The sequence below is a fragment of the Marisediminitalea alba genome, from assembly GCF_002993365.1.
Classification (GTDB): Bacteria; Pseudomonadota; Gammaproteobacteria; order Enterobacterales; family Alteromonadaceae; genus Alteromonas; species Alteromonas alba.
In genome coordinates, this window is the sequence record NZ_PVNP01000146.1 from 1 (window position 1) to 23979 (window position 23979).

The 23979-nt window shown below is 49.0% G+C and carries 20 protein-coding genes; 10 read left to right on the forward strand and 10 right to left on the reverse strand.

The window, feature by feature from the left end:
- Window positions 1-33: 33 nt before the first annotated feature.
- The 3 genes from C6Y40_RS13185 to C6Y40_RS13195 all read right to left on the reverse strand — a co-directional run bounded on the left by C6Y40_RS13185 (window position 34) and on the right by C6Y40_RS13195 (window position 4128).
- Window positions 34-1565, reverse strand: a protein-coding gene (locus C6Y40_RS13185) for an IS3 family transposase (protein WP_420836937.1) whose coding sequence is annotated in 2 segments (ribosomal slippage) — window positions 34-1103 and window positions 1103-1565 — 1533 coding nt in all. Because the reading frame shifts where the segments join, the coding sequence is not laid out codon by codon here.
- A 30-nt stretch (window positions 1566-1595) separates the two neighbouring features.
- Entirely contained in the window at window positions 1596-2636 is a 1041-nt protein-coding gene (locus C6Y40_RS13190; protein ID WP_170308483.1) for a hypothetical protein, read from the reverse strand.
- 187 nt (window positions 2637-2823) lie between these two features.
- Window positions 2824-4128 carry a tetratricopeptide repeat protein gene (locus C6Y40_RS13195; protein ID WP_105934981.1) on the reverse strand — a complete coding sequence of 435 codons (1305 nt, stop codon included), beginning with the start codon at window positions 4126-4128 and terminating at the stop codon, window positions 2824-2826.
- Window positions 4129-4490: 362 nt separating this feature from the next.
- Between C6Y40_RS13195 and C6Y40_RS13200 the strand changes: the two genes are divergently transcribed.
- Window positions 4491-5342, forward strand: a complete 852-nt coding sequence (locus tag C6Y40_RS13200) for a DUF2500 domain-containing protein (RefSeq protein ID WP_146129570.1) — start codon at window positions 4491-4493, stop codon at window positions 5340-5342.
- Between the two features lie 36 nt (window positions 5343-5378).
- On the opposite strand, the gene C6Y40_RS13205 is transcribed toward C6Y40_RS13200, so the two are convergent.
- Both C6Y40_RS13205 and C6Y40_RS13210 read right to left on the reverse strand, forming a co-directional pair.
- A complete protein-coding gene (locus tag C6Y40_RS13205) occupies window positions 5379-5807 on the reverse strand; it encodes a hypothetical protein (RefSeq protein WP_105934983.1) in 429 nt (142 codons plus the stop codon).
- A 200-nt stretch (window positions 5808-6007) separates the two neighbouring features.
- Window positions 6008-6283, reverse strand: a complete 276-nt coding sequence (locus C6Y40_RS13210; RefSeq protein WP_146129571.1) for a hypothetical protein — start codon at window positions 6281-6283, stop codon at window positions 6008-6010.
- Window positions 6284-6435: 152 nt separating this feature from the next.
- Between C6Y40_RS13210 and C6Y40_RS13215 the strand changes: the two genes are divergently transcribed.
- Genes C6Y40_RS13215 through can form a run of 3 tightly spaced genes read left to right on the forward strand, consistent with a single transcriptional unit; the run spans window position 6436 to window position 8179 of the window.
- Window positions 6436-6939: an RNA polymerase sigma factor gene (locus tag C6Y40_RS13215; RefSeq protein ID WP_105934985.1), complete on the forward strand. Its 504-nt coding sequence runs from the start codon at window positions 6436-6438 to the stop codon at window positions 6937-6939.
- Window positions 6932-7525 carry a hypothetical protein gene (locus tag C6Y40_RS13220; RefSeq protein ID WP_105934986.1) on the forward strand — a complete coding sequence of 198 codons (594 nt, stop codon included), beginning with the start codon at window positions 6932-6934 and terminating at the stop codon, window positions 7523-7525. The genes C6Y40_RS13215 and C6Y40_RS13220 overlap by 8 nt, the downstream gene beginning before the upstream one ends.
- A 54-nt stretch (window positions 7526-7579) precedes the next feature.
- Window positions 7580-8179, forward strand: a complete 600-nt coding sequence (gene can / locus C6Y40_RS13225; RefSeq protein ID WP_105934987.1) for a carbonate dehydratase — start codon at window positions 7580-7582, stop codon at window positions 8177-8179.
- On the opposite strand, the gene C6Y40_RS13230 is transcribed toward can, so the two are convergent.
- Together C6Y40_RS13230 and C6Y40_RS13235 are read right to left on the reverse strand one after the other, a co-directional pair.
- A complete protein-coding gene (locus C6Y40_RS13230; RefSeq protein ID WP_105934988.1) occupies window positions 8176-11841 on the reverse strand; it encodes a translocation/assembly module TamB domain-containing protein in 3666 nt (1221 codons plus the stop codon). The two genes, can and C6Y40_RS13230, sit on opposite strands and share 4 nt — an antisense overlap.
- Window positions 11838-13589: an autotransporter assembly complex protein TamA gene (locus tag C6Y40_RS13235; protein ID WP_105934989.1), complete on the reverse strand. Its 1752-nt coding sequence runs from the start codon at window positions 13587-13589 to the stop codon at window positions 11838-11840. The genes C6Y40_RS13230 and C6Y40_RS13235 overlap by 4 nt, the downstream gene beginning before the upstream one ends.
- 196 nt (window positions 13590-13785) lie before the next feature.
- On the opposite strand from C6Y40_RS13235, the gene C6Y40_RS13240 reads away from it, so the two are divergent.
- The 5 genes from C6Y40_RS13240 (at window position 13786) to C6Y40_RS13255 (ending at window position 19020) form a co-directional block, all read left to right on the forward strand.
- Window positions 13786-15726, forward strand: coding sequence for an alpha/beta hydrolase family protein (locus tag C6Y40_RS13240; RefSeq protein WP_105934990.1), 1941 nt, complete (start codon window positions 13786-13788; stop codon window positions 15724-15726).
- A gap of 166 nt (window positions 15727-15892) precedes the next feature.
- Window positions 15893-16825, forward strand: a complete 933-nt coding sequence (ppk2, locus tag C6Y40_RS13245) for a polyphosphate kinase 2 (protein ID WP_240621959.1) — start codon at window positions 15893-15895, stop codon at window positions 16823-16825.
- Between the two features lie 191 nt (window positions 16826-17016).
- Window positions 17017-17181 (forward strand): hypothetical protein, encoded by a 165-nt coding sequence (locus C6Y40_RS24770; protein ID WP_170308484.1) that lies wholly within the window; start codon window positions 17017-17019, stop codon window positions 17179-17181.
- A 15-nt stretch (window positions 17182-17196) separates the two neighbouring features.
- Window positions 17197-17499, forward strand: coding sequence for a hypothetical protein (locus tag C6Y40_RS13250; protein WP_105934991.1), 303 nt, complete (start codon window positions 17197-17199; stop codon window positions 17497-17499).
- A 285-nt stretch (window positions 17500-17784) separates the two neighbouring features.
- Complete coding sequence (locus C6Y40_RS13255) at window positions 17785-19020, forward strand: multidrug effflux MFS transporter (protein ID WP_105934992.1); 1236 nt, start codon at window positions 17785-17787, stop codon at window positions 19018-19020.
- On the opposite strand, the gene C6Y40_RS13260 is transcribed toward C6Y40_RS13255, so the two are convergent.
- Both C6Y40_RS13260 and ilvC read right to left on the reverse strand, forming a co-directional pair.
- Entirely contained in the window at window positions 19017-19364 is a 348-nt protein-coding gene (locus C6Y40_RS13260; protein ID WP_105934993.1) for a hypothetical protein, read from the reverse strand. The two genes, C6Y40_RS13255 and C6Y40_RS13260, sit on opposite strands and share 4 nt — an antisense overlap.
- A 298-nt stretch (window positions 19365-19662) precedes the next feature.
- Window positions 19663-21144 (reverse strand): ketol-acid reductoisomerase, encoded by a 1482-nt coding sequence (gene ilvC / locus C6Y40_RS13265; protein WP_105934994.1) that lies wholly within the window; start codon window positions 21142-21144, stop codon window positions 19663-19665.
- Window positions 21145-21299: 155 nt separating this feature from the next.
- Here ilvC and ilvY point away from each other — a divergent pair, with 155 nt between their 5' ends.
- A complete protein-coding gene (gene ilvY / locus C6Y40_RS13270) occupies window positions 21300-22163 on the forward strand; it encodes an HTH-type transcriptional activator IlvY (protein WP_105935034.1) in 864 nt (287 codons plus the stop codon).
- Here the strand turns inward: ilvY and C6Y40_RS13275 are convergent.
- On the reverse strand, window positions 22145-23656 hold the full coding sequence (locus C6Y40_RS13275; protein ID WP_105934995.1) for a YifB family Mg chelatase-like AAA ATPase: 1512 nt from the start codon (window positions 23654-23656) through the stop codon (window positions 22145-22147). The two genes, ilvY and C6Y40_RS13275, sit on opposite strands and share 19 nt — an antisense overlap.
- Window positions 23657-23979 lie beyond the last annotated feature (323 nt).

The following is a 23979-nucleotide window of genomic DNA, read 5'->3' on the forward strand; positions in this document are numbered from 1 at the left end:
CGGCGTTTTTCAAGGTAGTTGTCGCCTGAGCTGTTAAGCTGCTTCTTTTTTATTCTCCGGATTTAGCTCTACGCTTCCGATCTTATCCCAGTTTCTGGTTTCACCAGACCAACGACTTGGATTTCTCACTTTTGCCTCGGCATATAACTCAGTGCGCTTTGCCAGTATCTGTTGGTCTTCACCTTTGTGTCGCTGCTCTGGGGTAACGAATCTTATGCGGCTATGGCGATGTTCGGTGTTATACCAGCGGACAAAATCTCGCACCCAGGCTCGCGCTTCCTCCAGCGACTTAAAGCCTTCACTCGGCCATCTATGGCAGTATTTGACTGTGCGGAACAGAGATTCTGAGTAAGGGTTGTCATTACTGACACCGGGACGGCTACGTGAGCCGATAACGCCCATTTCAATCATCTTAGCTTGCATGGTCAGGCTCTTCATCGGACTGCCATTATCAGAATGTAAGATTATCTCGTCATTCACGCATTTCTCAGACCATAGCGTGCGTTCCAAGAGGTTAGCGGCATGATCACCAGACTCGCAATCATACACTTCCCATCCCACAACTTTACGGCTAAAAATATCCATTATCATGTACAGATAAAAGAACCGACCAATGACCGTAGAGGGGCAGTACGATATATCCCAGGTCCACACTTCACAGGGACCCGTAGCCGTAAATCCATCAGGTTTTGCCAGTGTACCTTTGGGTTTTGCTTTGCCTCTGTGGCTAAGCTGATTATTGGCTTTCAATATACGGTAAAAGCTGGATTCCGAACCCAGATAAACTCCCTCATCGGCCAACATGGGCACAATCTGACTGGGCGGCAGACTGGCAAACCGCTCTTCATTGCAGATATCCAAAATGGCTTGTTGTTCTATCTCAGTTAGCTTATTTGCAGGCGTCGGCCTGCTCGCCTCCGGGCGCTTATCTGCACAAATTCCATCCGCGTCCCGCCATCGTTGTAACGTGCGCAGGGATAAGCCGATGATGCCACAGGCTTTGTGCTTTCTGGCCCCCGCACTAACGGCTTCATCAATCAGTGAAATATAGTATTGCCTATCTGAGAACGTGGTTAGTTGTCCTCGTCTTCCCCCCAGTAGGCATTTAACTTTTTTCTAAGCACCAGAAGCGCAGCAGTTTCGGCTAACGCTGCGTCTTTGCGTTTTAACTCTCTTTCCAGCTCTTTAATGCGTTTCTTATCCGCTTTACGTTCCTGGGCCTGCTGTTTACGCTTATCCGCCTCGGATTGATTACCGGAGATACAGCTATGTTTCCATTGCTGGATTTGCTCCGGGAAAAGGCCCTTTTTCCGGCAGTATTCACTTACCTCAACTTCCGACATGGCAGCAGTCTCTATCACCGCAGAAAACTTCTGCTCTGCGGTCCAATTCTCTGGCGTATTACTTTTAATCAAACTGAAATCGGCCTCTGTATACTTGTCCCGCCAACCATACAACGTAGACAGGCTAATACCTTCTCTTTGCGCAAACTGGCGTAATGATAAACCGCTTTCAATCAACTTACTAACCACTGCCTTTTTATGTTCTTCTGGATAATGTCTCACTCATGCCTAACTTCCGCACCCTGTCTAATACTATGAAAAACTGAGGCGACAACTATCCTGACACAGGGGGATCCAACCTCTCACTTTTTCAATTTCAGGTAAAAAGATCGGTGCCAGGCCTAGCAGTCCATCTACATTTAATGGTGCAAGCGAACCGTCTTCTTCACTTATTGGCTGATATATTGTCTGTCCTGACATCAGGCCATGCCCTGACCCAAGTGTTCCCACTTTTTGCATTGAGATGTCTTTACCATGGTTAAAATTATTATCTTTCCAATAATCTGCCAAAGCATATCCGATATTCAGTGTATCGAATGCGGGCCCGACTCCGAACGTTTGAAGTGTCTGTGTGTCGACAGTGACCGAAAAGGTAACGCCATCTGCATTTTTAACAGGGAAAGCAATGGTGCCATTGTTATATTCATGGAAAGCCATTGTACCATTGCCATTTGATGTAACGTTCTCTATCGTGAAAGCTGCACCCCCCAATTTATCCAGCACTACATAAGTGTCGCCAAGCTGGTTTTCTTCTGCTTTCAGTTTAAAAACTACTGTAACCGGTTTTGAATTACTGCCACCATAAATCATATACCAGTTAGTGTAGGAGTATGGGATTTCAGTAAGTTTTGGAGAGTCATCATTGAACATCACCAAATATTTTTTTTGATTAAACGCCGTCACAATGGCCGCTTTATCACTTAAAGGTAAAACCGAACGATATATGGCGGGTAATATTACAGTTTTACCGTCTTCAGCTATCAGCCCCTGGAAAACAGTGCCGTTCGCCACATCTCCAAAATCATCACTCTCATAGAACTTTTCATACTGGTAAGCATATTTAAGATAGTTTTCTCTTGTGATGTTGAACTCTGCGAGCTTCCTGTCAAATTCAGATTCTGAGGTGCCAAATTTTGACCAAAGCCGAATTCCAATATTACGATCCGTACCACGAAAGTATTTAACCTCTTTAGAAATGCATTGGTTCGCAAATTGTCCATCATTATCAAGGCATATTTTTCGGCTATAGTAGTTTTCTACTACCTGTTTTCGCGAGTATTCGCGCCAGGCCATAGCCTCGGTACTAATGCACAGAAGTAAGGTGATTAAAGCTGTATTACGCAATATCAGAATCATCTTTATTTACCGCAGATATTTTATAATGTTGAGTTGAATCGGTACATGCTCAGAGCCAGGATTCTCCACATCGAAGCGGTGAGTAATCCTGTACGAGGTATTTTATATTGCGGGGCATTACCGCTTAATTCCGACACACACTGGCGCTGGCATTACTGCCGGCCATTGCACAATGTGCATAGCGGTATTTTTCGCGTGTTTGGGCAGATATTTGGGCGGCACTGGGTACAGCAATCGTACTTGGTGAAGACGATGATAAGGAGGGTGAAGGTAATGTACTGCCATAAGCCTCCTGCCATCTGGCGCTGGCAGCGCCCGCTGTGTTAGTGCCTTCCCCAAAGGTACCTTCCAGTCCGGTTCCCCGCGCAGACATTTCGGCATTGGCGGCGCCGCGAACCGGGCCCGAAGAAAACCATGAAGCAATAACGTATAAATCATTGGTGGCAACCTGCCCCATTGCACTGGCGCGACTAGCGGCCATGACGGCCTGCTCAAGATGCGCTTGTGAGCGTAACTGATGAATGGCTGCCGATACAGCATTCCCATACTGACCTTGCGAAAGTGCGTTGTTAATTACCGCATCATTGCGGGCTTTTTGTTCTTCGAAGGCCACTTTTTCGTCGTAGTATTTGCGCCATTTTTTTGCATACTCACAGGCGCTTTCGTGACCCAGTTCACAAGCTTTCTTTAGGTAATGGGTGGTTAATTTATCTTCTTCTATCTGCCAGTAAATACTCCCCACATTATAGCAGCTGGCTTTAGACGAATAGCTATCACAGCTAAGCTTGGAGTAAATTAACGCTTTTTCGGCATCAAAGCCGGGTGACTCGGGATTGGCGTAGTAAAGCTCTGCGGCATGACAACCGAGAGCATCATTGTATTTTCGGCAGGTAAACTCGCCAAACCAGGCGGCTTTTTCCTTATCAATTAACTCGGGATGTTTACCCTGGCTGCCATCGTATGCGCGGTATAGCCCCCAAAAGCAGGCTTTTTCATTGCCAATGACACAGGCATTTTTAACCACCAGCATGCCCTTAGCCGGGTTGTAAACGGGTGATTTTTCATTGCTACGGTAATAAAACGCATTGTCGCAGCCCTGTTTTACACCTAAGGCACAAGCATTTTCAAAATTGACGGTCGCCAGTTCAATATTTGCGGGCAGGTTACCACCGCCACCTTTTGCGATCATGGCTGCATTCATACAGCTATTGGATAAGCCCATTTCGCACGCCTTGCTAAAAAAGGAAACGGCTTTCTTAATATCCTGAGGGATACCGGCACCGTCGTAGTAATCGAGCGCGGTATTAAAGCAGGCGTCAGGGCTGCCTTTCATACAGGCTTGTTCTGAGGTGGACGTTTGAGACAGCGCGCAAAAGTGGGTAAATAGAGAGAACAGAACAACGAATTTCAGTCCTTTAAAATATTTCATAACGATACTCCATGTTAATTTTTTGAATATTAAGTGCCGTTTAGTATTTGATCAATAAGTTTGTGTGATTTTTAAACAAGTTAAACTTGAATATGCTGGTAACCTATCGTAAAACTATCGCTTAGCAGCGCTGATGGGTATAAAAAATCCTGACCGGATACACAGCTCAGTTTATGGATGAATGACTCTTGCCGAATACCTACGATGTAAAGCCTTTATCAGACAAAGACCGTCAGCAACTACAAAAACAATATTGGTTAATAGCCGGGTTTACCCTGTTTGCCGGCGGCATTTTTTTTGTAATTTTCTCCAACGTACTATCCGGCCCTCAAATGAGTCAGGCCCCGCTATACCTATTCGGTGTGTTTGCCGCCATTTTTGCAACTGTGATAGTTGTGGTGTTGCGCCAGAATTACCTCGAACTTAAAAACGGGGTAAAACATTGCTATACCGGCGTCGTGACCAATAAACGGGTAAACCGGCACACGTCAACAACCGGCAGTCATTCAACTAACGTCAGGGCTGGCCATGGCTCAAGACGAACAACAACTCGCACAACTTACTATGTCAGCCTTGATGACAAGGAATTTAGTGTCGATTTGAGTGTTTATAATCAGGCGATTACAGGCGACAAAGCTTATCTTGAAATTAGCCCGCAAAAGAAACAAGTACTGCGGTTTCGGGTGTTAGCAGCGCAACCGCAACAGCACTCACCCAGATACTCTGCCAGCTCGACCGTAAATGAACGGATGCGGGATAAAGAGTGCGCGATATCTGCTAAAGAGCGATTAATTGTGCGGCGTATTTTCTTTAGAGCGTGGCGAAAAAAGCTCTTTTTCTTTTTGGCGATCGCGCTATTTTTTATATCCGTTTTTACCTCGGGATTTATTTTATTTACCGTGCCGCTGGCGGTCGTGTTGATTATCAACGCATACAAACTGTTTGTGCCGCTGTTACGATACCGTCAGTTTTTACACGCTGCGCGGCCTAAAATCATCTCATCAGTCCGGGTAAAAGATAAAATAACTTTTACCTCAAACCGGTCTAGAACCCGCTATCGGTTGGTCACTGACGATGGAACGCTAGATGTGCCTGAAGCTGTGTATCAGAGCGTGACAAAATCTGATGTGCTATCGGTTCATCGGGCGGTATGTATCGATATTGTTTTTGGGGTAGAGCAAAAGCAAAGTAATGCGCTATTTTATTTAGATTAAGTTCCGTTTTGTGAAATAGAGAGCCTTAAGGCATACTTACCAGATGCTATCCGGGTTATTCATATACGATCGAAAGCGCTTGCCGAACTTGCGTCCGTCGCTAAAGTCTGCAAAATCTGACTCGCGGATAATGCCTAAACGCTGATAGGGAAACTTGGTATTTTGCGGCTGCATAAATGACAGTTTGTATGCTTGTCCTGAAAAAGACAACACACCGCCGCCGCTGAACATGTACCAGGGAGATTCGAACCGGGCATCCTGGCGAGATATATCAAACACTTTCACTGCTTCGCCATTGGCTATGCATTCAAAGGCTTCGTTGTTGTTCAGTAATCCGTTGAGTTTATTCTTGCCAAACGTCCCGGTGTCAATCAGCGTAAATGAAACCTGGTCGCCATCTATTTCAATGTAGCCTGGCGCACTGTGAAAAATGCCCTGCAGTAACCATGTTTTAAATAATACCAACTTCAATTCCTTTTAAGGCTGCAGGCTGACATTCAGTATGAAAGCGCCCCGGTGTTAGTCGTGATATCTCATTAGATTACATTTTGAGCGATTTGTGAACGGGTGTGATTGTTAAGCCGGTAGAATTGGAAGGACTATTCACACCAGCCGAGCCTCAATAAGCGCTCGACGGGTGTATTGAATAGAAAAATGCTCATCGCCTAGTTCCGTAATTTGTTTAATTCCAGATTAAGCTCATAAGCCGGTTCGGTAACGATTTTCTCCAGCACTGCGATACGCTCTTTTAAGGCCGCAATTTCAGCGTCTTTTTGGGCGGAGGTTTGCGAGTTTGCCTGCTCTGTTTTCTTAAACGGATTTACTGGCTTGCCGTAAAACCAGGCGCTTAGCTGCCATTGATATTTGGCATCCAGGTAATGACAAAATAAACCCAGGCCAAGCATGGCTGTTACCAATAAAATTATCTCTGTATGTGTCATGGTGATTTCCTCTGTAAGTACTAACCAAATGGCGTTGTTACCGGTATAGTCATGAGCCATTAAAAAAAATTACACAACAGTGTTATTTTTTTTGCCTAGGGCAGACTAAAAGAAGTAAGCAAAGTCATTTAACCTTTCATACCAGGATTTTTGTGCACAAGGACTTTAAGCAAATACTCGCTGAACATCAGGCCCTGTTGAGTCGCGTAGCGTCGAGCTACGAGGCCAATGAGTCCGTGCGTCAGGAGCTGTTGCAGGAAATAGCGCTGGCAGTATGGCAAGGGTTAGAGCGCTTTAATGGCGACGCCAGTCTGAAAACTTACATCCTGAAAATTGCCCATAACCGGGCAGTGACTCACGTGAGTAAAGAAGTTAAGAATCGCGATCTGAGTCAGCCGGATGACGACGATATCGTTGGTACAGCAGGGGCGATTGATGAAGAACCTGAATATGTGGCGGCTCGCAGTCGGCAGGTGACCTCTCTGTTGGAAGCCATTCGTACCCTGCCGGTTACCATGCGTCAGGTAATGACACTCACCCTGGAAGGCCTCAGCTATCAGGAAATTGCCGAAGTGTGTGGCTTAACTAAGAATCACGTTGGTGTATTACTGCAGCGGGCGAAAACCACGCTGCAGCAGAGGATGAACCATGAATAACGAAAAACCAGAGCAGGATTTAACCGCACTCTGGCAACAGCAGCCAGTGAGTGAAATCGATCTGAGCGATGTAACCCGGCGCCTCAAGCATCAGCAACGCCTCCAGCGCTGGTACATTGTTTCAGATTTCACGGGCTTTTTAATTGGCCTTGGGATGCTTATTTACAGCTGGGAAAAGCTGCCGTTATATATGGCCCTGGTATTGTGCTCCGTTATGGTATGTGGCGGTATATATACTGGCTTTGTTATCTGGTTGCGTCGGCATGCCGTACTGGCCTCGTTTGAAGATACCAGTCATTACCGCGAAACGTTAAAAAAGCAATATATCAGTAATCAGAGAATTGCGCGGATCACCCTGCATTCTGCCTGGAGCAGTGAATTAATATTATTGGTTATATGGGGAATTGCTGCCGTGGTTGGCGATCTCAGCTGGGAGTCGTTTGTGGATAAAGGCGGTGTGGCCACCTTTATTATAATCAGTGTGCTGATGGCCGGATTTGGCTACTGGGCGTACAAGCGGGAGCAGAAATTTAAACAGGAATATGCGCGACTGGTCAGTCAGGAGCAAAACGACTTGTTCCCTTAGGCGTGCAGGCCTACACTGCCCGCTCTTTTCCCGTTTAAACAGGCCACCGGCTGCATGGATGATATTAAAAAATTACTCGATAACAACGCCCACTGGGCTGCCCGAACTCATCAGGCCGACCCCACTTTTTTCGATACGCTGTCTAAGCAGCAGGCGCCTGATTATCTTTGGATAGGCTGCTCAGACAGCCGGGTGCCGGCTAATCAGATTGTCGATTTACTGCCCGGCGATATTTTTGTGCATCGCAATGTGGCCAATATGGTTATCCACACCGACTTTAACTGTTTATCGGTGCTGCAATACGCGGTGGACGTGTTAAAGGTTAAGCACATTATTGTTTGCGGGCACTATGGTTGCGGTGGTGTGGAAGCGGCAATGAGTGACAAGCAGTTTGGCCTGATTGATAACTGGCTTGGCCATATTAAGGATATCTATCAGCAACACTACAGCGAAGTGCGGGCATTGCCAGAGAATAAACGTTCTGCGCGCTTGTGTGAGCTCAATGTGCTGGCCCAGACCGAGAATGTAAAGCGCACTACCATCGTAAAAGATGCCCTGGCCCGAAATCAGGCTTTAACCATCCATAGCTGGATTTACAGCCTTAATAATGGCCGGATCACCGACCTGGGCCTGAATGTGTCATCCGCCGACTAGTCTTTGTTGCCTTTTTCAGCGGTGTCTTTGGGCTTGTTATCTCCCAGTGTGAACTGGTAGTAAAGATCGACCGTGGTATACAGGCTGCGCACAATCTCCAGGTACAGGTTAGACAGGATTTGATAGCGTAATGCAACTTCCTGACCGCCACTATCTTCGTCAGAAAACATACCCACGCCGTAGCGAACGGTAAGGTTTGAGGCGATCTTGCCAGAAATAGCTACCTTGGTATCACTGCCCTGGCCAGTGGTACTGAGCGATAAATCCTCAATGCCCAGTGCGTTACCCACATTACTGGTGAGTGATTCGGAGCTGGATAAACCAAAACCTATCAGCATGGCAGCATAGGAGTTTTCATCCATCTGGCCGCCGCCGAGCCCGCCGCTGCCGTTTAACAGATAGGCCAGGTTTCGGGCCTGATCCATACCGGGCTCAGAAAATAACGACACGCTGGGTTGATTGACCGGACCTTCAACCCGTACACCTGCAATCACATCGTCTTCAGTCAGATCGGGATCGCGAATGGCTTCTACCAGCAGAATGGGCTGGTCTAACGGGCCGTTAAACTGCACTTCTCCGGTGCGGATGATTAGGTTTTGACCATAGGCCGCGTAGCGCCCGTTAATGATACGCAGGTCGCCATACCCGGTAAGTGCTGGCTGGGTTTGCACATTCACGCCGCCACTCAGTGTCGCCTTTAAGCCAAAGGCATCGAGTCGCACTTCCTCGCGCTCGTCTTCATCGATGGTCACCATGATGTTGGCATTAATATTATCTACCAGTGCTTCGCTTGGCGGCTCACCACGCAAGTGAACATCCCGCGACGGAGACACCGCACTGGGCGGGAGTTCGTTAATTTTCACCCGGGCATAGGGAATATCAATGTCTCCTGAAATATCCACGTTTTGTGGGCTCAGGTTAATCTGTAGGTCCGGCGAGACTTTAACCCGGCTGTCGTCGTAATTCACGGTAAAGGCATCGCCTTTCACCGCCAGATCGACCAGCAGGCTGTCCTGCCAGTCTACCGAACCGTTCAGGGTACCCGGGCCGTCACCAAGCAGAAACTCCCCTTCAAAGTCGGCACTGGCACCATTGAGATTAATGGTTTGCTGCCACTGACTCACCGCTACCGGCAGGTCTTCACTGTTTATCTCACCCTGTTTAAGCGTTAACTGACCATTCACCTGGGGCAGGCTTAACGGCCCGTCCAGCTTAAGCTCACCATTGATATTGCCGTTAAGTTCATTCATGCGTGCAATCAGTGGCTTAAATGGCGCGAGCTGCCAGTCGGCAATGGTAATGTGAGCTTCGATGGAGGGCTGTTCGGTAAACGGAAATACCGTGGCCTGAGAAGTAATTGCACCAATTTGCGGACTGGTAATAGTGCCAGTCAGGGCCACCTGCTGCTCATCAAACTGGCCGTCAAAGCTTATCTCATCAAGGTCAATGGTGACTGGCTCATTACCCGCTAACTGCCATTTATCCGGGCTTACGCCTATTTGCAACTGACCGGCGACTTTTTCACTGGCCGGGTCGAATTTACCTTTGGTTGTGATCTTAAGTGTTGCACTGTTGCGCTCCACCAGTAATTCAGGCATCAGCTCATCAATCCACAGACCGATAGGCAACGCATTGGCCTGAACATCCCAGATGACCTGCGCTGGTGTATAATCCACCGCATTAATACACAGGTTGCCTTTTTCTCTGGCTTCCCAGCAATGCTGACTCACCGTGAAATGTTGCGGGCTGGCTTCATAACGTAACGCCACATCCGATTGTAATTCCCAGACCGTATTGAGCAATGCCAACTGCGTGTCTGATAACTGCCCCTGCCATTGCTGATTTTGCCACTGACCGTTCAGGTTCAGGGTGGTGGTGTGCTCAGGCAACTGCAGATTGGCATTAAGGGCATGCTCGGCTAATGAGCCAGTAATGGTGATTTCGCCATTCAGCGGGCCCTGATTAGCGGCAGCCTGACTCAGGCGGGTAGTGGCAAGGATATCGGTCAGTAATAGTTTTGTATCGATCACCGGTGCGTCCCAGGGACCTTTTACTGCCACTGTTCCAGCCAACTGGCCGGATATTTCGGGGTACAGAGCCGTCAGTTTCTGCAGATCGATGGCTACCAGAGCATCCAGATATTGTTGATTAAACACCTGTCCGACGGCTGAAAAATGGTTCGCAGCCAAGGCGCCGTTGAGGTTGGCGACCATAATATCACTGTTCGCCGAATACACCGCATCGCCGGTAAGGGTAAACATCTCCTGGAGGTGCTCACCGCTTAAGCGAATATCCGATACCAGTACGTTAGGGCCTTTATCACTCAGGCTCACCTGCGCTTTTACCACCCCGTTAACATTGGTTGGGGCGAATTCAGAGAAGCCTTGCAAATCAACCCGCGTTAAGCGCGATATGCCCTCCCAGCTCAGTGAATCGCTAAAATAAAGCACGCCACTGTTGGTCAATTCGCCTTCAAGTAACTCGCTGTTAAGGGCCGAAACGGCCAGCGAACGTTCGCTTAACAGGGCTGTCAGACTGACTTTTACCGGTGAAACATCGGGGATGGTGGCACCACCGTCGAGCTGTATGACGTATTCTCCCATCTGGCCCTGCACCGACAAAACGCCGCTATCGAGTTCAATATCAGCCAGCGGGTTAAGGGCCTGTGCAGGCCATCGGCTATGTAATGATACCGGCAGGCTGTCACTCAGCAGGTTGGCTTTGCCGGTGAACTCTGCACTGACCAGTCCGCTGCTATTGATAGTAAGCCCAAGGTCGCTCAAATCCCCTTCGGCGATAAGCTCTATGTGCTGGGTAGTCTGCTCAACAGGAAGGTCTGCAATGAGAGTTAAGTTGAGCGGGTACTGACCGCTCAGGGTGACTTCACCGTCTAGACTCGCATTAACCTGCTCCATGTTCACACTGAGTGCCTGTAAGGCTATCCGGCTGTCCTGTATTTGGGTTTGTTGCACGGCTACATCCAGTGCGGCGATTGCCTGTTCACCCTGCACAACCCGGATATTTGAAATCTGTACGTCATTGGCCTGCAGGGTGAGCGGAATGTGCACTTCCGGCAAGGCTGGCGCCTGATAAGTGATTGCCACTGGCGACGGCGGCTGTGGCTCGCTCTCAGGCAACATCAGGGTGAGGCCGTTGAGTGTCAGATGGTTGATTTGTAGCGAGTCTATCCACTGAGCAGAGCTGGTTAACTGGTCGGCCTGCACAGTAATAGCCGGGCTCTCAAAGCGCGCGTCACTGATTTTCAGTTCATTCAGCGCGATGACCAGCGGCAGAGTAATTTCGCCGCTCGGTTCAGATGGCTCCTCATCGGTGCTTTCTGCACTAGCCAGTTGTTTTACATGCGGTGAGCTAACCTGAAGCGACGTAATACAGGCTTTGCTGTTTAGCAGGCAGGTCCATTCGTGGGCCAGAATGACTTTGCTTACGGTCACCTGCCACTGTTCGTTCTGCCAGTTGACTTTCTCCAGTGTCAGCTCACTTAACGGGCTTCCTGATACCGAATCAACCGCCAGACCGGGCACATATTTGTTAGCGGCGTAGTTAATCAGCGGTGCGCCCAGCGGCGATAGCACAACCGCGATAATAAGCAGCAGAGTGAGCAGCAGTATTAAGAAGCCTTTTGCCAGGCGATTAATACTCATAGCTCAGGCCCCAGCGAGAAGTGGAAGCGCCATTGTGTTTCGAAGTCATTTTTACCCTGGGCAATGTAAAACCGTACCGGGCCAATCAGCGTTAACCAATGGGCACCAATGCCCAACCCCCGGGACAAGCCATCAGAGAAGTCATTGGTGGCGGTACCTACATCGGCAAACACCGCTGCCCGCCAGTTGTCGGCTACCGGATAAGCATACTCAACGCTGGCAGTTGCCAGATAGCGCCCCCCGGTCAGTACCGAATTGCCCTCTTCATTGAGCACCTGTGGGGAAATTTCCTGATAACGGAAACCCCGAATACTCTGATCGCCACCGGTAAAGAAACGCAGTGTCGAAGGTACCCGATCAAAGTCATCGGTACGAATGGCGCCGGCATCGGCGCGCAGGTAAATTCGGTGGGTATCATTGATAGTGGTAATTACCTTGGCGTTGGCGGTAATTTTAAACAGTGAGATATCACTGCCTGCACTTTCATGACCGCCCTGCACTGCCACAATATATTGTTGGCCCTGATTGATCGTGAGTTCCTGATCAGATTTGGTATATCCAATGGAATAACCGGGCATCAGCAAATTAATGGTTTGCGGGTCGCTGATACCCTGAGTAAACATTTCCCGTTCAAAGGTTAACGACACGCTGCGTTGCCAGGGCGAACCGGCCTCTTTCCAGAAACGATGCCCGGAGATACTTAAGGTTTCACTTTTAGTATCGCTTATGGAGTTGTCTTCAAACTCATAACTGGTTTGAACACTGGCGTAGTCGTTATTAACGTCTTCCAGTGGAATGCGGTAATCGAGGCTGGCTGCCTGTTCGAGCTTGGAGACAAACACCTGGCCGGTTACCGAGTGCCCGCGGCTATTGACCCATGGACGCTCCCAACGCGCTCGAACTCTGGGACCCTTATCGGAGTTGGCGCCGCCACCGACATTAAAAATATCCCGCGGCAGGTGGGTCAGTGTCACTTCGATGGGCACCCGGGCTCCTTCGGCGCGACTCACAATGGGGCGGGCAATGGCGCGGGCAAAATAGCCCGTTTCATTCAGGCGGCGGTTAAATTCAGTCAGTTTGGCGGAGCTGTACTTCTCACCGGCAGTGAAATTCCTCAGGCGGCCAATAATGGCTGCAGCCCGGTCGTCACCCACCAGTTCGACTTCGCCAAATTCATACTGACGACCACTTTGTGCAATAAGCAGAATATTGGCTTCGTTCTCTTCGCGTACCAGGTCAAGCCGGGTGGCCTGCCAGTAAAAGTCAAAATAGCCGTTTGATAGTGCATAGTTAAACATCTCTGACTTAAACTTTTCGTAGGTGGGTTGATGTAACACGTCGCCCTGTTTGAGCGGGAAGGCATTATACCGTTGCCGAAAAGCATCATCATTGCGCCCGTCACCAATGATTTCGCGGGTAACGTTACTTACCTTAAGCGGTGTACCAGGAGTAACGTCGATAACAAGCTCTTCGTCCTCAAAATAGAGAGTGACTTCAGCATTGTAAAAACCGAAAGGCTGCAGGGCAGTTTTTACAGAGCGGATAATGCGTTCTTCGGTGGGTTCATCAAGCGTGTTGTTGGCCAGTTTCACCTGCGCCAGGTGCAGTTCTATGTTGTCTTCCAGTTCACTGCGCTCCACGCCTTTTAGTTCATAGTCCAGAGCCCACGTAGGATAGCAGGTGAAGAGCAACAGCGAGGTCAGCGCCAGCAAAGCGCGACGAAAAGAGAAAAAGATACCAACAGACATTAACGGACTGCGTGCTCCTTGCACTATATTGCAAACAAAAGGGGTGAACTCCTAAAGCAGAATCCACGCCAAAAGTGTAACGCCTTAAGCGGTTTGGCTACAGCGTTTTTAGCTAATTTCCTGTTTGTTGCGACAGGTATCGCCTTTCGTTTATATTAAGCGCAAAATTTTATTATAAATAAACAAGGAACGTTGGATGTCTTGCCTGAAAAAACCACTGGCAGTGCTGCTGTTCAGTTGGGTTGTACTGCTGCCTGCTGCTCAGGCCGCAGAACCGCAACCTGTCGAAGTTTTTAGCCGTCTGCCGCAGTTTTATGGCGTATCGATGTCACCAGACGGACAGCGTTTCGCTATGGAGCGAAATTCTGCCGACGGCGATCTGGCTGTATTGATGACGCTGGACCTTTCAACCGGAGATGCGTTCTACCTGCTTAAAGCTGATAACAAGAAAGTTAAAATTAACTGGTATCGCTGGGCAAATAATGAAGATCTGTTAGTAAGCGCACGGTACGAAGTAAGCCGGGCAGGCAAAAAGTTTTTCCGCACCCGTTTGTATCTGATGAAATATAATCAGCAAGGGGGCGACCCTGAAATGGTTATCGACTGGCGGCATATTCAACGTTATCAGAACGATGTAGGTTATGTGCCGCAGTTTCAGGATGATGTCATCGATTATCTGCCTGATGACCCGGACCATATCCTGATGGCTATTGATATTTCCCGGCCTTTCGAAAAATCGGTTTTTAAGGTCAATCTAAAGAACCGTTCGATCAATCGGTTAATTAAAGGCAAAAAACGTATTCGCGACTGGGTAACCGACCGTCAGGGGAATGTGCGAATTGGTATTTCACTGAATTATGAAACCGGCGACCGCGAGATCTTCCTCCGCGATGAAGACGATAACTACGAAGAGCTGTATGCCTACAATGTATCTAACGATAAACCGGTTTACATTTCGGGCTTTGCCGCCGATCCGAATATTCTGTATATCAATAAATATCTCGGTGAATATAAGGCGCTATATAAACTCGATTTAACCACACGCGAAGAAACCCTGGTATTCTCTGATAATAACTATGATGTGGATGGCGGCCTCATCTACTCCCCGGCTACGAATGATGCCATTGGTGTTTATCACCCACAGGCGCCAGGCGGCCGCTTCTATTGGAACGATCGTTATACGCCGCTGCAGAAAGGACTCGATAAATTATTCAAGGATAGTCATAACTCGTTGAGGGCGTTTAGCCAGGACGAACAAATCTACCTGCTTTATTCCGAGAGCGATACGCAACCTGGCCGCTACTACATTGGTAATCGCAAAGAGGTGACGATTGACCTTCTGTTTGCTCAATACCCGGATATCAATACCGAAGCGCTGAGTGACCACGAGCGGATTACGTTCACGGCCCGTGATAAAACAGAGATTGAAGGCTATCTAACGTTACCAAAAATCGGCGAAGCGCCCTATCCAACGGTAATCTTTCCTCATGGTGGGCCGGGTGTTCGTGAATACAGCGGTTTTGATTACTGGACAGCTTACTTTACCACTCGTGGTTATGCAGTGCTGCGACCCAACTTCCGTGGTTCTTCCGGCTATGGTTATTCGTTTAGTGAATCACAAATGCAAAACTGGGGCATGGCCATGCAGGATGATGTGGTGGACGGTACCCAATGGATGATTGACCAGGGTCATGCGGATAAAAACAAAATTTGTATCGTAGGCGCCAGTTATGGTGGGTTTGCCGCGTTAGCTGCAACCGTAAAGAGTCCTGAAGTGTATAAATGTGCGGTGAGCTTTGCCGGGGTGAGTGATTTGGATCGCATCGTTCGGCGCGCACGGGGCTTTTTAGGTTCGAAGTTAGTTAAAAAGCAGATCGGTGAAGACGGTGATGATCGTGACAGACGCTCACCCATTAACTATGTGGAAAATATCAAAACGCCTATTTTGCTGGTCCACGGTGAAGAAGACCGGGTGGTCCATGTAGAGCAGAGTCGTCTGATGGCCGATGAGCTTGATGATGAGGACAAGGAATACCGCTATGTTGAGCTGCCTCTGGGTAACCATCACCTGGAAATCCAGTCGAACAGGATTAAGCTCTTCAAAGAAATGGATAAATTCCTCGCCGAATACCTATAACCAACAGTTTGTAATACCCTGTCCGGGTGAGCTGCTCTAAACGCGCCCGGACAGGTGCTGAATTAACCGGTTGATCCAGATCAGCCGAGCTTCGATTAAGCGGTGATTAGCCCCCTTGTTGTGGCTAATCGGCGTACAATAACTCCGTAACGAAGGAGAATTGAACGTGACCGATAGCCAAAAACTTACCGCTGTACCTACACCAGAAGACGCTCACGAGCATCCGCATTCACTGTCGGAAATGCGCCATGACGAGCAGTATATTGCTGAGTCTTTCCGCTCTGGCGAATACCCTTACAAGCGCAAGGTAACGCGCCAGTTCTACGAACAGCATAAGCATCAGCTGCAGGTGGAGCTGCTCAAGGTCCAGAAGTGGGTTAAAGAGAGCGGTGAACGGGTGGTCATGCTGTTTGAAGGGCGCGATGCGGCAGGTAAAGGCGGCACCATTAAGCGCTTTATGGAACATCTCAACCCTCGTGGTGCCAGAGTGGTGGCACTGGAAAAACCGTCGGAAGAAGAAAAAGGCCAATGGTATTTTCAGCGCTACATTAAGCACCTGCCCACCGCGGGCGAAATTGTCTTATTCGACCGCTCCTGGTACAACCGCGCCGGCGTAGAGCGGGTGATGGGTTTTTGTGAGCCCAATGAGTACCTGGAGTTTATGCGCCAGACCCCGGAGCTGGAGCGCATGCTGGTAAACAGCGGCATTCGGGTTTTCAAGTTCTGGTTTTCGGTTACTCAGGAAGAGCAAACCCGCCGCTTCCAGAAACGGGAAACCGATCCGCTCAAGCAATGGAAGTTAAGCCCCATTGATAAGCTGGCGCAACAGAAATGGGATGACTACACCGAGGCAAAAGAGGCGATGTTCTTCTACACCGATACCAACGATGCGCCCTGGGTAGTGATTAAGTCGGACGATAAAAAGCGCGCCAGGCTTAATTGTATGCAGTATTTTCTGCATGCCATGCCTTACCCGAATAAAGACCGCCGTATTGCCAAAGCGCCGGATCCTCTGATTGTGGGCAGGGCCTCAACCGTAATCGACCGAGACAACCATATTCTGGGTAAATCCCTGCACCCCGACCAACAAAAAGCCTGATCCTCCAGGCTCTGAAAACTGTGTAAAGGTGTCTGTTTGAGCAGACACTTTTACCAGGCTAACCCTCTGCGCTCTTACCCATTCAACACTAAGTTGTTGTTAAATATAGCTATTTAAAAACTGGCAAGGTATTCGCTATACCATGTTGTTAAGCCGCACAAGCGGTGCAGTATTTTAAAAAGGAATGGCTAATGTTTATTGTCATCTTACTGGGTCTTACCCTACTGGCAACGGTTATCAAATTTCAGGGCGCATCGCGCCTTATGAATCGTTTGGGTAAATTCATCATGATTGCCGGTATTTATGTGGTATTTTTAAACAAAGTCGTTAAAGCATTATTGTTCAGACATCATTAAAAAAGGGCGCTCAACATGAAAACAACCAAACACATTCTGACTCTGGTTTTTATTGGCTTATTTTCGCTGGTATTAACCGCTTGTAGCGAAGAAAAGCAAGAACAGGCTGAAGACTCTTTGAGTGACTTTAAAAATGCTGCCAGCCAGGCTATGGACGATGCTAAGGATGCCGCCTCTGATGCAGCTGACAAAGCCAAGGACATGGCCGAAGATGCCGCCGATAAGGCTGAAGAAATGGCCGACGACGCAGGTAATGCACTTGAGGATGCCTGCGAAGACGCAAAAGAGAAAATGGATCTGGAAGACAAAGACTGTTAAGCAGGTTTTGCCTGTCGTCGACTCTGGTTTATCTGCTACCAGATGACTGCGTTATGCCGGTTAGCCGTTTGTGCGCTATCCGGTGTGCAAATCAATGAAGTTTCCAGTGCTTCATCATCTCTGACAGCTACCCGGCTAAATTTTCCACAGCATTTTACCGTTAATTCATCCTTATCCGAGCACCGTTGTCACAATCTTCCGGTATACTCACCGGCTGAATTCGTTTTCTTCTTTGAGGCTGGTTTATCCCGCCTGTAATACCTTTTAACCGGAACATCCTTTTTTATGACGCAGAAAAGTACTCATGTGAAACCCGCTCTTGGCTTGCCGGAGTTTATTGCGCTGATGGCGTTAATGACGTCGTTGGTGGCGCTGAGTATTGATGCCATGCTACCCGCGCTGGATGCTATCGGCACGGCGATGGGCGCGAAGGATATTCACGAAAGTCACCTGATTGTGTCTTTGTTTTTCGGTGGCATGGCTGTCGGCCAGTTATTTTTTGGCCCCTATTGCGACACCCGTGGACGCCGCGAGGCTATTATTCTGGGGCTGGTTATCTTTGCCCTTGGCACTGTGGTGTGTATGCTGGCCGATGATATGCAAACTATGCTGATAGGCCGGGTGATTCAGGCCTTTGGGGTATCAGGCCCGCGCATAGCCTCCACCGCCGTGATCCGCGACCAGTTTGCCGGTGAGGCTATGGCGAGGGTTATGTCGTTTATTATGATGGTGTTTATCCTGGTTCCCATGCTGGCTCCCATGGTGGGTCAGTGGGTGCTGAATATTGCTTCCTGGTTGCATATTTTTACCCTGTTTCTGCTGGTGGCCGTGCTTACCGGCACCTGGTTCTGGATTAGACAACCTGAAACGCTGCCTGCTGACCGGCGCAAGCCTTTTTCGTGGGCACAGTTTTTGCGCTCATCGCGGTTTATACTTACCCATAAGCCAGTGATTGGCCCGACGCTTGCGATGGGCTGTGTTTTTGGCGGCTTTCTGGCTTATTTAAGCGCGTCGCAGACCATCTTCCAGGGCTTCTATGGTGTGGGCGAAATGTTCTCTTATATCTTCGCTACCCTGGCGTTCTCGATTGGCCTGGCGTCTTTTATCAACAGTAAAATTGTGATGCGGCTGGGGATGTACCGGGTTACTCAGGTGGCGCTGATTGGGTCAGTAGTGTTTGCGGTTATTTTTCTTGGCATCATCGAACTGTTTGATGGCCTACCGCCACTGGTGGTGACCATTGGTTCGTTGTTTATCGGCTTTTTCTTTGTGGGTTTGTTGTTTGGTAACCTCAATGCCATGGCTATGCACCCGTTAGGCGATATGGCCGGGCTGGGCGCAGCCATTATTGGCTCACTATCGAGTATTATAGCCGTGCTGGTTGCTACCACGGTGGATTCTTATCTCACGGTAGACCTGTTCCCCATTGGCGCAGGCTTTGTGGTGTTCTTTAGCCTGGCTTTTATTATTATCCGAATGAGCCTGCAAAGGCCGGATAAACCGGCAGAATCGCTTTCTTAGCGAAAGCGATTGCCGTTTACCAGTTGAACCACTGCCCGAGGGCGCTGGTTTTCAACGATTTCTACATTGCGTGAATGGCGTTCACCGTTACGTAATTTGTCGTATTGCAGCTGTTTCATTTCCAGCTGTTTGGCAAATTCGTAAAATGCCATACAGTCTTCCCGACTTAACTCATTGTGCTGGCGGGTGAGCTGCGTATCGATATACATGCTTTCCCCGTTAGCGGTCAGTGTCGCCACTGCATCATAGGGTTCACCGTAATTTTCGACTCGCAGAGCCCTGACCATTTTAACTTCGAAGATCCAGTCGCCAATTTGCGTAAATCTGGAAATGCCTGACTGCATGAAATTCTCCCCTCAGGATAACATTAATTATTATGGTTACTCTTTTCAGATAACCAGTAGCTACTACAAGCATTGTGCCAACTATTATGTTATGGATTATCAATAGCATAGCGATCGCGTTGCCAGTTGGTGTAAAGCGATCTGTATGCAGTTGGTAACACATTCTCAAAAGCCAGCCCTGAGCAGTAAAACCTGTAAAGCTGAGGGACTATCTATATGCTTTCTTACGGGCATAAAAAAGCCCGACCAAACTGGTCGGGCAAAAGGGCTTGGTTAAGCACCTAACGACAGAAACTGTCTACGCTTCGATGATGGCTTTCATATCCGTCATGTAACCGCGTAATTCTTTACCAATGGCTTCAACGCCAGTGTTGCGAATCGCTTCGTTAACCTCGGTAAGACGCTTGTTGTCTACCTGGTTAGACGTTACGTTCAGACCTTTACCGATTACTGACGTATCGATGTTAGGCATGAACTTTTCGCGCAGTAATGGTACTGCTGCGTTCGCAAATAAATAGTTACCGTATTCTGCTGTGTCAGAAATAACCACGTTCATTTCGTACAGACGCTTACGCGAAATAGTGTTCGAAATCAGTGGCGTTTCGTGCAGTGATTCGTAGTAAGCCGACTCTGGCAGGATGCCCGCTTCAACCATTACGTCGAAGGCCATCTCTACACCGGCTTTAATCATTGCTACCAGCAAGATACCGTTGTCGAAGAATTCCTGCTCTGAGATGTTGCCGTCGTAAACCGGGGCATTTTCAAAACCGCTTTGGCCGGTTTCTTCACGCCATTTCAGCAGGTTTGCGTCGTTGTTTGCCCAGTCAGCCATCATGGTGCGGGAGAATTCGCCGCTGATGATGTCGTCCTGGTGTTTTTCAAACAGTGGGCGCATCAAAGAAGTCAGTTCTTCTGACAAATCATAAGCTTTTAATTTCGCTGGGTTAGACAGGCGATCCATCATGTTGGTTACGCCGCCGATTTTCAGCGCTTCAGTAATGGCTTCTAAACCATACTGGATTAAGGCTGCCGCATAGCCGGCATCGATGCCGTCAGCAGTCATTTTTTCGTATGCCAGAATCGCCGCAGTTTGTTGCATACCACACAGGATTGTTTGCTCACCCATGAGATCTGACTTCACTTCTGCAACAAAAGACGACTCCAGAACACCAGCACGGTCACCACCAGTGGCGCTTGCCAGTGCTTTAGCGATTGGCCAGCCTTCACCTTTCGGATCGTTCTCCGGGTGAACAGCAATCAGTGTTGGAACACCAAAGCCACGCTTGTATTCTTCACGTACTTCTGTACCCGGGCACTTAGGCGCACACATAACAACAGTGATGTCGCTACGAATTTGCTGACCTTCTTCAACAATGTTGAAGCCGTGTGAGTAACCTAAGGTTGCACCTTCTTTCATTAAAGGCATAACCGCTTCTACTACACTGGCGTGCTGCTTATCAGGAGTCAGGTTGTAAACCACATCCGCAGTTGGGATCAGATCCTGATAGGTACCTACTTTAAAACCGTTGTCAGAGGCGCGTTGGAATGAGTCACGTTTCTCATCAATCGCAGCCTGACGCAGTGCATAAGCAACGTCCAGCCCTGAATCACGCATGTTGAGTCCCTGGTTCAGGCCTTGTGCACCGCAGCCAACGATGACAATCTTTTTACCTTTAAGAAACTCACAACCATCAGCAAATTCGTCGCGATTCATAAAGCGACAGCGACCTAACTGGTCCAGCTGCTGGCGTAGAGACAGAGTGTTGAAATAATTAGCCATAAAAAAAATAATTCCGAACTTCTTTTGTCGTTATCCCTTTGCTTTACTCAGCTGGGATGACCTCGTCATTGACGACTTGTAGCAAAGATACGCTACCCCTTTCGTTTTGAAAAATGATATATTTGCAAAACAGTGTTGCAAAAAGTGAAATCACCATGGATTTTCGCAGTCTACAGCTATTTAATCATCTCGCAAAAAGCTTACATTTTGGTGACACGGCCGATGCTATGTTTGTGTCGCCGTCCACCTTAAGCCGGGTGATCCAGCGCCTCGAAGAAGAGTGTGGATGCGTGTTATTTAAACGGGATAATCGCTCTGTAGCGCTCACCCATGGTGGTCATAAGTTGTTGAATTTTAGTGAACAAGTGCTTGGTGAATGGCAGCAGGTCCGGCAAGAGCTACGCGACGATGGCAAGGCCCTGCAGGGTGAGTTGAGCCTGTATTGTTCTGTAACAGCCAGCCAGAGCCACCTGCCATCTGTACTGTCTCGTTTCCGCCAGCGTTATCCCGGCGTAGATATCCGTTTGGTGACCGGCGATCCGGGGCTGGCAATTGAACATGTAAAGCATAAAAAATCGGATGTGGCTATTGCTATTCACTCCCCGGAGTTTCCAACCGACCTGTGTTTTTCCGGATTAGACTTTGTTCCGCTGGTTCTAATTGCCCCCCGCGAACGGCGTTTAACCCAGTTGGCGCAGGTGGACTGGCGGGTTAATCAGGTGATACTGCCCGAACAGGGGCCAAGCCGCCGAATTGTTTATCATTGGTTTGCCGAACACGGCATCCGGCCTAATGTGTATGCCTCGGTAGGGGGGAACGAAGCCATTGTGTCTATGGTGGCGTTAGGCTGTGGGATTGGCTTTGTGCCGCAGGTAGTGCTCGACCATTCCAGCATGTCATCCAGCGTTACCCGCATCCAGGTAGATGATATCGGCTCCTATGAGTTAGGCCTGGCCTGTTTACAGGAACGCCGTCACGAGCCATTAATCAACGCGCTGTTTCAGCTTGAGTTAAACTGACGAATTAGATTATCCAGTGCCCGGTAACCTAATGCCTCGCCAATATGGTCGATGTTAATTTGCGACTGGTTCTCAAGGTCTGCGATAGTTCGGGCGACCTTAATAGTGCGATGAAACACCCGCATAGACAGCTTTAATTTGGTGGCAGCACGCTGCAGAAAGTCCTCAGTTTCTGCCGGCATGGCGCAATAGGTACTGAGCTCTGCCACGCTTAGTGCAGCATTGCTCTTGCCCTGACGCTGCTGCTGAATTTGGTGGGCCGCCATCACCTGTTGCCTGGCCGTTACCGCAGAATCTTCACCCGACACTGGCGGTGCAAACGCGTAGGAGCCCGGCCGACGCACTTCTATTTGAATATCAATACGGTCGAGTAGCGGCCCGGAAAGCTTACTTAAATAGCGCTGGATCTGTTGAGTGGTGCTGCGGCCGTCATCTATATCGCCGGTCGGGCTCGGGTTCATTGCCGCCAATAATTGAAATCGGGCTGGATACTTTGCCTGACCTGAAGCGCGGGAAAGGCAAATATCGCCAGTCTCCAGTGGTTCACGCAGTACATCGAGCGCCTGGCGACCAAACTCAGGCAGCTCATCTAAAAACAATACCCCATTATGGGCCAGAGACACTTCGCCTGGTTGCGGGTGCGCACCACCGCCCGTCAGGGCAATGGCTGAGGAGGTATGATGAGGAGACCGAAACGGCGGTGTTAACCAGTCTTCGGTGTCACGCTGTTCACCCTTAACCGAATAGAGCGCGGCAGTAGCCAGCGCCTGCTGATGATCAAGTTGCGGTAACAAACTCACCAGGCGGCTGGCGAGCAGGCTTTTTCCGGTCCCTGCAGGTCCTACCATTAATAGATTATGCGATCCCGCTGCGGCAATACACAGGGCTCGTTTCGCCTGTTGCTGACCGATGATGTCATCCCAACGCGGACTCGGTGGCGCCAGACACACCTCGTTGCTGGTGTGCTTTAGTTGAAGAGGTTGTTGCCGCGTAAAGTGCAGAAAAGTATTCAGCAGTGTGGCTGGCAGCAGATATTCCAGGTTATCCACCAACTGAATTTCTGCTTCGTTACCTGCCGGAAGTACCAGGGTATGGTTATCTTCTGCACAGCGCATAGCCACCGGCAGCAAGCCGGGTACCGGGCGAATATCGCCATTTAAGCTCAGCTCTCCGGCCACTTCGGTACTATTAACCGGTGATTGTTCAATTAACCCCATGGCTATCAGGATCCCCAGCGCGATGGCTAAGTCGTAGCGTCCACCGCTTTTGGGGATATCAGCCGGTGCCAGGTTTACCGTGATGCGCCGGGCCGGATATTCAAACCCGCTGTTTATTAAAGCGCTGCGTACGCGCTCTTTGGCTTCCTGCACGGCGGTTTCGGCCAGGCCGACTAACTTAAAGGAAGGCAGACCGTTGGATAAGTGCACTTCCACCTTTACTTTTGGTGCGCTGATCCCGGCGGCACCGCGGGTATATACAATTCCCATTCCCATGATGTTCTGCACTGTTGGGGCGTTTTAAAGAGCAGTTTAGTGAGGATGGGTACTCAAGAACACTGAGCCTTGGTGCAGATTCGTCGAAAGAATGGCGGGTTTGGTCGGTCAAAAGGTTAATTTTTATGCCCTGCCCTTGATCAGGCCCCGGGATCCGTGGTATTTCTACGCCCCTGAAAGGTCAACGTTATAGCCAGGCGTTAATTTTCCTTTCAAAAGCCAACCAAAAACTTCCGAATCTGTGTCTGTATCTCGTTATTGTCTGCCAATAAACTATCGGCGATAACGGTGTTTATTATTCCGTGCAAATTGCACCGCGAGTG